This is a genomic window from Silvibacterium bohemicum (assembly GCF_001006305.1).
In the GTDB taxonomy this organism is placed as follows: Bacteria; Acidobacteriota; Terriglobia; order Terriglobales; family Acidobacteriaceae; genus Silvibacterium; species Silvibacterium bohemicum.
Genome location: NZ_LBHJ01000012.1, coordinates 223,194 through 235,044, shown reverse-complemented (window position 1 = coordinate 235,044; position 11,851 = coordinate 223,194). Strand labels below are relative to the sequence as shown.

The window sequence follows — 11,851 nt, the reverse complement described above, 5'->3', positions numbered from 1 at the left end:
GCGGCGTTGCTCACTATCATTCGAGCGACCAAAGGAAGGAAGAATCTCAGCGATGCAGAAAGAAACACATCGCTGAGATTCTTCGCTTCGCTCAGAATGACGAGCAGTGGCCGGCTCCTTCGATCGAGAGGAATCCACAGCATCGCTAACGCCCACCACGAACTTGTCATCCCGAGCGAAGCCGAGGGACCTGCAGTCTCTTTCCGAACGAAGCGAGAACCAGCAAACCGGTGGCCCACATCTCGCCCTTGAGATGTGGGATTCCCCGGAAGCTACACTCGACCGCTATGCCCGATTTCCTACACCCTAAACCCTAAGCCCTAAACCCTGTTTTAAGGATACTCATTCACCTTAGGCGTCACTCGAGGATGAATCGACGTAGCCCCGCCCTGATCGTTGATCACGTTGCTGATCTGGCCGTTCTCCCCCAGCGCCACCGTAATCATGTGATGAAAGCGCACGCCCGGCGTCTTCGGAACCTCGATCGCGCGAGTCAATGTTACGCCCGGATGGCTGAACACGCTGTAGATGCCCAGCCCCCACGCCTCGTGGCTGGTCACGTTGTCGGCGACCTTGTAGGACGCCCATCCGTTCACGCCCTTCGCGCTGGTGTACACCGTCTGCCGCGGCGGATCGTAAGGAATCTCCGACTGGTAGAAATACGTTCTTCCGCCGTTGCCGTTCCATAGCACCTGGTACTGCTCGTGATGCTCCACGAACAAGCCATAGGCGGTCACGTTGTTGCCATTCACCACCAGGCCGTTGTCGCTGAGGTTGCTGATCCAGCCCACGCCCTTGCCGTGATCGGCGCGCCAGATCCAGGTGTGGTCGATGATGGTGTCGTTGCTGTTGACTTCAAGATTCGTATCCGTGCGCCCAACAGCCGCGCCGCCCACCCGAAAGAAGACATCCTGCACCACGATCGGGTTCCCGGCATGGCTCAAGTGGCTTCCTGTGGGACCCACCTGCAGCAGCACCGGAGACCGCGCCTCGCCCGCATCGAAGAGGATGCCCGCCACAGTCACGCCGTCGACATCTGCGATGGTGATCGCGGCCGTGCGCTTCACCGGCTTCAGCGTCGCGAAGCCCAGCCCCAGCACCACCGCGTTAGGCCGCGTCACCTTGATGGAGTCGCTAAGCTCGTAAGTCCCCGGCGTGAGCAGAAGGTCTTTGCCCTTGGCCAGCGCCGCATTGATGCTCTCCGCCGTGTCCTTCTCCGGACGCGCAATGTAAAAGCGGCTGATCGGAAGCAAAGCACCCGCCAGCGCCGCATTGCGCCACGTGATCCCTACGCTGTCCCGGCGCAGCGGAGGCACGCGCACGCTCCACCGTCCCGCCGTATCGACCTCCAGATACGGCTTCTCGCGAACAACCGGCGTCGCGGCAATCTTCGTGTACGGAGGCGCCGGCCACTCGCCCACGGGAGGATGCGGCACGCCGACAAACACCATGTTCCAGTTCGAGCCCGTCCAGCTGCCCCACTCGCTGTTGCGCGAGATCCACTGCTGCTGCGGCCCCGCGCCAACATTGCCATCCACCAGGCTGTCCGACATCCATCCGCCGCTCGCCCAGCCTCCGTTCTGGTGCAGCACAATATCGCCGCGCACATGCATCCGCCGAAACGGCGCAGCCTGCGACACCGCCCATCGCATCGTTCCACCAGTGGGCGTCACGGAAAAGTTTTCCATCGCCCGCCAGAAGGTAGTGGTCGCATTGTTGTTCGACTCGCTCGCATCCGCGCGAACATTCCCGGTGATGTGAACGCCGTCGGGAAGCTTGCCCAGCCCCATCACCTCGGTATAGAAGCCGACGGGAACATCGACCTTGTACTCGCCCGGAAGAAACATCAACGCATAGCGCGCCGGCCCGAACTCGTTGTGTTGTTCGACCGAATAGACCTTGTCGATCTGCGCCTGGATCGCAGCCGAGGACATAGAAGGATTGAAGATCAAAACATTCGGCCCGAAATCCGGCAGCGCTCTTTGCGACGCATGCGCGTGAGCGCCGCCGCCAGTCTGTGCACTTGAAGTCTGCGCAACCGCAACCTGCACTGCACCTGCCGCTCCCATAGAAGCCACCAGCAATCCCGCAATCAACGAACTCTTCAACCCCATCCTGCCAACCTCTCCGCAATTCCAGTGCTACACAGACTCTACCCGACCGATGATTGCACACGCATAATTTCCCAACCCACAAATCCGGGTGCCCCACATTTCGCTTCTGAGATGTGGGGATCTTTCCCTTCTCAGACAAGAAATTCCCCACCCCATACCCCACGCGATACAGTAATGGCAATAAGGCGGACACCATGAGCGACGCACTTCTCTCACCCGATCAACCGATGACCACGCAAGAGGTCGTCGAATGGACCAAGAAGCTCAACTACGGCACCTGGCGCTACCAGAAGTCCTGGAACCCGATGCACATTGTCGACGCCGAGGGCTGCTACTTCACCGACGCCAACGGCAAGCGCTATCTCGATTTCTCGGCGCAGCTCATGTGCTCCAATCTCGGCCACAAGAACGCCGCGGTCATCAAGGCCATCGCCGATCAGGCGCAGAAGCTGGCCTACATCATGCCCTCCTATGCGACCGACGCGCGCGTGGAGCTGAGCCGTCTGCTCCTCGAAGTCCTGCCCGAAGGCATCACCAAGTTTTTCTTCACCACCTCTGGCACCGAAGCCAACGAAGCCGCCTTCAAGATCGCGCGCATGTACACCGGCAAGACCAAGATCATCGCCCGCTATCGCTCCTATCACGGCTCGACCATGGCCTCGATCGCAGCCACCGGCGACCCGCGGCGCTGGGCCATGGAGCCCGGCGGCAAAGGACAGGGCTTTCTCTTCGCGCCTGAAGTCAACTGTTATAAGTGCCCCATCAAGCACACCTATCCCGAGTGCGGCATCGCCTGCGCCGACTATCTCGAACACATGATCGAGAATGAGAGCGATGTCGCCGCCGTAATCGTCGAACCCGTTGTGGGCACCAATGGCGTGCTCGTTCCGCCGAAAGAATATTTCCCCAAGCTGCGCGAGATCTGCGACCGTCGCGGTGTGTTGCTCATCGCCGACGAGGTCATGTCAGGGTGGGGACGCACCGGCGAGTGGTTCGCCGTCGATCACTGGGGCGTGAAGCCGGACATTCTGGTCACCGCCAAGGGCATCACTTCGGCCTATGTACCGCTGGGCCTCTGCGCCACGACAGGCAAGATCGCCGAATATTTCGAAGACCACTTCTTCGCCCACGGACACACCTATGAGGCGCACCCCATCACCCTCGCGCCGGCAGTTGCAGCGATTCGCGAGATGCAGCGCCTCAATCTGATTAACCGCGCGAAGGAAGTCGGAGCCTATCTCGGCGAAAAGCTGAAGGCGTTGAAGCCCAAGCATCCATCGATCGGCGAGGTGCGAGGACTGGGCATGTTCTGGGCCATCGAACTGGTGCGCGACCAGGAGAAGAAGACGCCCTTCAACACCAAGCAGGACAAGGTGGACGGCAAAGCCACGGTCGTCGATCAGGTAGCAGCGGAGATGCTCAAGCGCGGCGTATCCATACAAGCCTGGATCAGCCACTTTGTCATCGCCCCACCCCTCATCATCGAGAAAGCGGAGATCGATACGGCGGTCGACGCATTGGATCAGGCGCTGGCCATCGCCGACAAAGCGCTCTAGCCGCTGGGACGAGCGTTCAAGCTATCCTCGGAATCAATCTATCTCTGACCTTCAAGTGAAAAGACAAAGCCGCGACCAAGGCCGCGGCTTTGTTGTGAAGAGATAAGTCTAGAAGAAGAACTTACCCACCAGCTGGAAGATACGCGCAGGTTCCGGATCCTGGTTAGGATCGGCGGAGTTCGCGGAGCTCAGTACACTGGTGACCTGGCCAAACGTGCTGCTGGCGAAGGTTCCATTCGGCGGTGCAAAGTTCGCATGGTTGAAGGCGTTCGCAGCTTCAATCCTCAGCTGGACATACCGCCGTCCATCCTGAGAGATATGGAAATTCTTCGAGAGCTGCAAGTTGGTGTAGTTGTAACCGGGTCCGTGAATCGTTGAATTGCGCTTCACGTTGCCGTAGGTTCCCACTTGCTCGCTGGAGAATGGGGAAGGATCGAACCAAAAGTTCCCCGAACCCCCTGCAAGCGACTGCGTCTTCCGTGGCGCCAGGCTCTTGGGTTTAAAGTTCGATGTATTTGGTGTATCGCCGCAGCCGAAGTAGCTGAAGCCGTCGCACCAGAGTGACAAATTCTGGCCCTGGGCGATGCCAACCGGGAAACCTGTCTGCAGCGCCGTTACCCCGGCAATCTCCCAGCCCGCAAGTGCCTCGCGTGCGATCACGTTGTTGCGGATGGCATCGAACACAGGAACTTCGTAGATATACGACACCGCGAGTTTATGACGGGCGTCGAAGCTGGAATCACCATAGTTCAGATAGGCAAAGCCCGGCGTGTAGATCTGCGCTTTGCCCGTTCCACTCTGCTGAGTACCGGTTGTGTTCTCGTAACCCGAGCCATTATCCAGCGCATGGGAGTAGGTGTAGGAAAGCGTTCCGCTGAACCCGTGCGTGGAGCCCTTGAGTACGCTTACCTGCAGCGAGTGGTAGCTCGATGCATCTTTGGTCGTCTGCCGCGCCACGCTCAGATACCACGGTATGCCGTTTGGGAGTGTGGGCACAGCACCGCCACCCGAGCCTGGAACGATTGCAGGATCGGCAGTGAATTGCGGGAAGTATTCACGGATGGAGTTAGCGAAGGTTGTGTTGCAGGTATTGGTCGGGCCATACCCTGGCAGGGTCGCACCCGCTAGACAGGCCGCATGGCCGGCCGAGGTAATGTTGTCGCCGTCATACCAGCTGGGCAGGTTGCGGCTGACCGAACCCACATAGCTCACCGTCAGCAGCACGTTGCTGGGTAACGCGCGCTGAACATTGAGGTTGAAATTCTGCGTGTAAGGAACCGTGTAGTTTTTTGGATCGAACGTCGCGAGCTCGTTGAAGTTGTAAAGATCGGCCCAGTCGACTGTGGCGCCGGCGTGAGGAATCGCGAAAGGAAACTGATTCGGGCCGGAGGCGCCGGCGTTCCCCGAAACATCCTGGAACGGGTTGGCGAACGACGGGCTTCCGCCCTGGCCGCCTGCTCCGCGTGAAACAAAGAAGAACGGCGGATCTTCGAGGTTCTGCAGCGACTGTTCTTCTTCGTCGCGGTTGTAGTAGATACCGTAGCCCGCGCGCACCGAGAAGTCATGCGATCCCGGGTTGCCGATCAGCTTGGAAGGACCGTTCGAAGGCGACCAGGCAAATCCAACGCGCGGCCCAAAACGATTGTAATGCGGGGTAGGACCGCCGGCGCGGTTGCAACCAGGATCGCCAGGAAAGGCAAGTCCCGGAGGCGCGCCCGGAAATACCGACGATGCGAAATTCGAGTTCGACCAGCAGTTGATGCCCAGGCCGCCGAATTGATCGTTCAGGTTAGGATGCTCCACATCCCATGAAATGCCGAAGTTCACAGTGAGATCAGGCGTCGCCCTCCAGCTGTCCTGCGCATAGACGTAGGACTCGGCGGCGAGCGCATTGATAAAGCCGTTGCTGGTTTGCTCGTAGCTGTCCGGAACTCCCAGTACGTAATCGATCACCGGGTCGCCCGAGCTGTAGACGCCGGCTCCGTTGAACGAATAAGAGCCGTTATTCAGATAGTCGAAGGGATTGTCCACACGGAATTGCTCATAGGATCCGCCGAACTTCAGCGAGTGGTTGCCGAGAATCTTGGTGAAATTGTCCGTATAACTGAGGTTCGTATCCAGCCGGGGCTGTGGTCCCTCGAAGCTGTTGCCCAGGTTGAAGTACGAGCCTACTGAGATATAAGGAAAACCGGGAGATGAGGTGTTTTGCGGGGTGACGCCCGTAAAGCCGGCAGCGCTCGGCAGAATGGGATTCTGCGGCTCGACCGCCGCGAAGTTGAAGCGATAGTACCCCAGGCGCAGCTCGTTCAGCATTGATGTGCTGAACGTGTGAGTCCACGCGCCGCTGAAGATCTTGAAGTGTTCAGCCTGCACCGAACCGAAGCCCGGAAAGCTGCCGCCGCCGAAAGAGATCGCGGACGTCGACGGGCTCGACTGGAAGACAGATGATGCCCAGATCGTGTCTCGTGAAGTCGGCGTGATGTCGGCGCGAATTACTCCCTGGTCCTCTGCGCCCGTATTGTTTGCGTTAAACGTGTAGAGGTTGCCGTTTACATTGGCTTGCGGAACGTATTTGGCCGTAATCGCGGAGGCTAGTGCGTTCCAGTTGGCAGGCGCAATGTTGATGTTTGCCCCCGACGCTGAACCCGTGCCGTTGAAGCAGTCGGCCCAGGTCTCACCCTTCGGGCAGGTGGTGGTTCCGTTCGAGACCGCAAATGGAAGAGGATTCAGGCTCAGCGAATTATTGCGCTGAACGCCGTCCGCGCCCACGGTCGGGGTATTGTTTGGGGTTTGCAGTGCTCCGTAGTTCGGATCGGCCGAAAACTGTCCGGCAAACTGTGCCGCGTCGAAGGTCTGATTCGTATTCGTGCCTGCCACCACATTGCGATATCCCTGATATCCCAGGAAGAAGAACAGCTTGTTCTTGATCACCGGGCCGCCCAGCGTTCCGCCATAAAGGTTCTGGTGAAACTGGGGACGGTTCAGCGAGAAGTACGGTGTCGCATTCATGAACGTATCGCGATAAAACTCGAAGACGTTGCCGTGGAAGGAATTTGTTCCGCTCTTCGTAATCTCGTTGACGATCGCGCCCGAGTTACGCGCGAATTCCGGATTTAGAGTACTGCTGATAATCACTTCCTGGCCCAGCGCGTCAGGATTCACCGCGATGCCCTCGTTCTGCAGCGGGCCATCGTTGATGTCCACGCCATCCAGCAGGAAAGAGTTCTGCGTAGCCTGGCTGCCGTTGGTCGAGAAGGAGCCGGTGCGGTCGGACGACTCCACTACGCCGGTCTGGAGCTTCTGCAATCCAGCCGGATCGCGGCCGATGAGCGGAATTTCCTCGAGCTGCTGGGCGCTCACAACTTGCTTCAGCTGAGTGTCTGACGTTTCAACCTGAATGCTCGTCCCGGAGACTTCCACAGTTGTGGTGCCGCTTCCGATATCCAGCTTGGCGTCCTGAACGCGATTGTCATTCGCGTTCAGCGTAATGCCATTGGCAGTCTCAGACTTGAAGCCGGTTGCCGAAATCGTGACTGTATAAGGGCCACCCTCTAGCAGCTGGGGCAAAGCATAATAGCCTTTGCTGTCGGTCGACGCTTTGGTGGTGATACCGGTGCTGTCATTCACGACAGTGACTGTCGCATTCGCGATCACCGCGCCCGACGCATCCGTCACCGTGCCATGGATCGCGGCATAGGTATTCTGCGCCTCAGCCCGGTGAGAGAAGAATGGAAGGCAGGAAAGCAGCAGGAGAACCGCGAGGAACCGGCTATGAACACGCACCGTTGCTCCGCAGGAAAGTTTGGCGAAGGAATCGGCCGCCTGATTCGCACTTACGGCTGTCGGAGTGGATGCGGTAGTGGCTCTGCGCCAGAAAGACAAGTTACCCATGGGTATGGAACCTCATTGGAGAAAGTTTTTTGATGCGGGCATGTCACAAAACATTCTGTCTGCCAGTCTCGGTAGCCGAGTGGAGCGAGAACTTCAGAGGCGAACCAGAGAGGAAATCGCGCTTCCTTGCTGCATCGCATTGACTAAGCTGAAGTAGCTCGGGTGTCGGTGAGGGTCGCGCTACGCCGCAGGAATGGGTCGACTGCGTTTCCTGGAGCAAGCAATAAGTTCGTCACAAAAAGACATGCCTGGAATGCCCGAAACTTCCGTTTGCGATGCATAGCCTGCCTGAAACAAATTCTTATTTTGGTGTCTGTATGTGGGTGCTCAGCAGCCGGGACAATACCCACTTGATCGGAGTACTTAGCAAGTAGCTCGCCACTCGAACTGGGAAGAGTAAGACTGTTTTAGCGTTACTATTCGATGAATAGCTCGAAGTTACGGCAAGCCGTTCCTTTTCAGTCATCGAGCCTTGTTTTCACTTCTGCATCGCGATCTTCCCTGCAAAACATCGGAAGAGATGTATTAATTAACTATTAAAGACGTAGGTTGGCGAATTCTCCAGGATTCCATAGTTTCCCTCCGCGATATGCGATTCCTCACATATTGGCTAGGGATCAGCCCCGCAACTCCCATGGACTTTCGCCGGCTTAGGAGCAAAAACAAACAGCCGCGGCGTTAGGCCGTGGCTGTTTGTTTGGGGACTACATCGAACCTTGATCAGGAGGGCTTAGAAGCGAACCTTTCCTCCCAGTAAGACAAAGCGCTGACCGGACTGCGTGGTATTGCCGGGAACACCACCCACCGCGCTCGGAGAGCTGTAGTCATAGCTCCCGAAGGTTGCGGTATTCGCGACAAACGTCTGTGGTGCGCCGCGATACATCTGGTTCAGCACGTTGAAGGCAGCCATCGAGAGCTGGACGTTGACCCGCTCCGTGACCTTCAAGGTCTTCAGAATGGTGGCATCCATCTCGCTGAAGTTGTCTCCATGTTCCACACTGCGTGCCGAGCCCGGATAAGGATTGCCCACCGCCTGGGCGTACGCCATATTGTTGACGATCCAATGGGCCTTGGTCGGATCGATCGGCGTGCCCGGGTTATAGCCGGTTACATTGCCGTTCGCGTCGGTAGTCGTACTGTCAGACCCGTAAGCCACATACACGGGGGTGCCGAGTGTGGGGCTGCCATTCACCACCGGACCGGTATACGGATTCAGATAGGCCACGGTGCCCAGCGGCGCGCTCTTGTTGGAGCGGACCAACCGGCAGGTATCCACTCCTACAGCGACGCTGCTGGAGTTGAACGTCCCGTCGCAGTAGCTGGTGTCGGGCGTGAAGGAGTCGAGGCCGATCGATTGATACGGTGTATATGGCTGTCCCGAATTGTAGCGGTAGACCCCGCTCAGCACGTAGCCATTGGCCACTCGGGAAAGCAGGCCATTGCTCTTCACAAAGTTCGGGAGCTGGTAGGTGAGTTGCGCGCCCAGCACATGAGTGATGCTATTGCCGGATACGCCCCGCTCTCCTGAATCTGTATTCAGCGGATTCTGAGCGTACGCAATCGAGCTGCCGCCGCTCCCGGTGCTGCGGAAGGCGTCGGTCGCGTTGTCCAGCGACTTGCTGAAGGTGTAGGAGATCGTGCCGGTCACGCCGTGCAGGTCACGCGTGGTCAGGTTGGTCTGCAGGCCGTTGTAGTTCGACCATGCTCCGTTTCCTATCGTGGACACGTTGCCGAAATTGCAGTTGGGCCGGCCAAATCCCGTTGCGCCAGGGGTGTCGCACAAGGTTACGGGCGCGAAGTTAGGGAAGTCGGTCTGCACCGGAAGCAGGTCGGGGTTGGCATCGACGCTCTGGAAGTTTTTCTGGGTCAGGCTCCCCACGTAGCGAATCTCCGCAACTGCCGCGCTGCCGACCTGATGATCAAGCGCAAGGGTATACGTCTGCGTATAGGGCGGCCGGAGGTTCTGAGGAACCGTAGTCTGATCGCGCATCCGGGGATCGCCGCCCCGCGGTAGCGACGCCAGGTTCAGGCCGCGGACCGAGCTGTAGCTGATGCTGCCGTTGGAAGGAATGCAGGTGGCGTCGCCGGTGCAGTAAACCACGCCCGCGTTCGATATCGGCGCTGTGTCCTGCACATTGGTTCCGATGTTGTAGAAAGCAGGGTTCTCGTTGATGGCATACCCGGCCTTCACCACCAACTTGCTGTCGAAGCCGGGATTCCAGGAGAATCCCAGGCGGGGCTCAAAGCCCTTCACATACTGCTGGATCGCGGGAAACGTCCGGTCCGCGAGCGGAAGAGACGGGCTCCAGAAGGCCGTGGCCGGATTGGATTCGCGCGCCACCGATTCGTCGTGGAGCACATTGAATGAGGGGCTGAAGTACTCCCAGCGCAAACCGATGTGGGCGGTGAAGGTGGGTGACACCTTCCAGTCATCCTGAATGTAAGTGGCTACATCCGTCTCTTTATATTTGGTGGTGAAATCTCCGTCCGCCAGCGCCACCTGGGCATTGCTGATAGGCTGTCCGGCCCCGGGTGCCTGGGAGATGAAATTGCTGAAGTCGTTAAAGGTGTATACCCCGCCGTAGTTAAATAGGCCGACCTGCGGAGAATTCTGGTAGTCGACCTCGCCGCCGAAAAGGATAATGTGCCGGCCATGCGTCCAGATCGCGTTGTCCTGAACCTGTGTCACCTTCACCACGCGGCCCTGCGGGAAATCGGTATTCAGGCCGAGAGATTCGAATCCACTATTGATCGTGACCTGGGCCGGGCAAACGTTCGGCGCGCTGATGGTGCAGTTGGAGAACCCGCCGCCATCGAAGGCCCCCGTTGCCTGCTGGAACGAATACCGCAGCTGGTCCACCCAGGTATCGCTGAAGGTGTGGCTCCAGTCCGCTCCGATGGTGTGAACCGTGTCCGTTGAATTCGTGTAACCACCGGAGGGAATGTCGCCGGCGGCCGCCGCCAGCACCAGGTTCTGGTAGAAGTATCGTGCGAAGAGGTGATCCCGATCGGTCGGCTGCCAGTCGATGCGGCCAAGGTGCTCCTGGTCATTGTAGGGAGAAGCAACTAGGCGCTGCACAAAAGAGAAAGGTACATTGGTTGCGGTCACGCCTCCCGGGCCGGTGATGTTCTCAGGAGTAATGGCGCCGACCGGGGCCGGGTTCCCGACCGGGATTGCATAAGGACCGGTGGTCTGTAGCGCTGCAACGGCCGCATTGCCGGGAAAGGTGCTCGCCAGTTGGGCGATGCCGGCCGGGGTGGGAGTCAGAGTGGTGGAAGTGGAGGGAGAGACTCCCGACCGCTGACGATCCCAGTAAGTGCTGCCGAAGAAGAACAGCTTGTCCTTGAGAATCGGACCGCCGAGCGTTCCGCCATAGCGATTCTCATCTGACCGGGGGAGAACTGGAACCGCGCATCCTGTATTGGGATTCTGACCCGGCGCGCAGAAGCCGAAGATCGAGCTCTTCTCCTGGTTCTCGAAGGAGCTCAGAAACTGCCCCTGGTAATACTCGAATCCGCTGCCGTGGAACTCGTTGGTTCCCGATTTGGTGAGGTAGTTTATGACCGCACCCGAATTTCTTCCGTACTGCGCGCTGAAATCGTCGGTGATGATCTGGATCTCCGCAATCGCATCCTGGTTGCCGAAGAAGATCTGAGGTCCGCCGATGGTGTTGTCGTTGTCCGACTGACCGTCAAATTCAAAATTGTTATAGCGGCCGCTCTGTCCGTTCACCGAAAAATTGTCGCCGTTGGTGTTGGAGAAGTTATCAGCGTGTGTGCTGACCACGCCCGGAATCACTTCCGCCACTGTATCGAAGGCGTTATTCAACGGGCTGTTCTCCAAAGTCTGCCCGGAAAAGGTAGTCGATACCTGGGAGTCCGATATCTGCAGCAGCGGCGACGTATTTCCCGTGATGATGACGCTTTCCGTGGCCGTGATGCTCAGCTCCACCGATTTCAGGTCCGTGGTCACACCGGAGACCACGACCACCGAATCGATATTTCCCGGGCTGAAGCCGGAGGCAGAGACCCTCAACTTATAGGTGCCGATCGGAACTGCGTGGAACGCAAACACGCCGCTGCTCTGAGAGGCGGCTTTGATGGTCGTACCCTTGGCGATATCCGTAGCCGTGATTTCGGCATTCGAAACGACCGCGCCCGTCTGATCGGTTACCGTACCTGTAATACTGCCAGTCGTAATTCCCTGGCCGCTCGCTGTTGATACGCAAATAACCAGACTGAAAAAAACAACAACGGTCACAAAGAAATTCTTGTATCTCATAAGCTCCT

4 protein-coding genes are annotated in these 11,851 nt (G+C 58.3%); 1 reads left to right on the top strand and 3 read right to left on the bottom strand.

Annotated features, from left to right (window positions below):
* Positions 1–332: 332 nt before the first annotated feature.
* Positions 333–2,114 (bottom strand): coagulation factor 5/8 type domain-containing protein, encoded by a 1,782-nt coding sequence (locus XX99_RS17405; protein WP_197081903.1) that lies wholly within the window; start codon positions 2,112–2,114, stop codon positions 333–335.
* 194 nt (positions 2,115–2,308) lie between these two features.
* On the opposite strand from XX99_RS17405, the gene XX99_RS17400 reads away from it, so the two are divergent.
* On the top strand, positions 2,309–3,670 hold the full coding sequence (locus XX99_RS17400) for an aminotransferase family protein (protein ID WP_197081902.1): 1,362 nt from the start codon (positions 2,309–2,311) through the stop codon (positions 3,668–3,670).
* A gap of 108 nt (positions 3,671–3,778) precedes the next feature.
* On the opposite strand, the gene XX99_RS17395 is transcribed toward XX99_RS17400, so the two are convergent.
* Entirely contained in the window at positions 3,779–7,561 is a 3,783-nt protein-coding gene (locus XX99_RS17395) for a carboxypeptidase-like regulatory domain-containing protein (RefSeq protein ID WP_050060669.1), read from the bottom strand.
* 730 nt (positions 7,562–8,291) lie between these two features.
* A complete protein-coding gene (locus XX99_RS17390; RefSeq protein ID WP_050060668.1) occupies positions 8,292–11,843 on the bottom strand; it encodes a TonB-dependent receptor in 3,552 nt (1,183 codons plus the stop codon).
* Between the last annotated feature and the right edge of the window lie 8 nt (positions 11,844–11,851).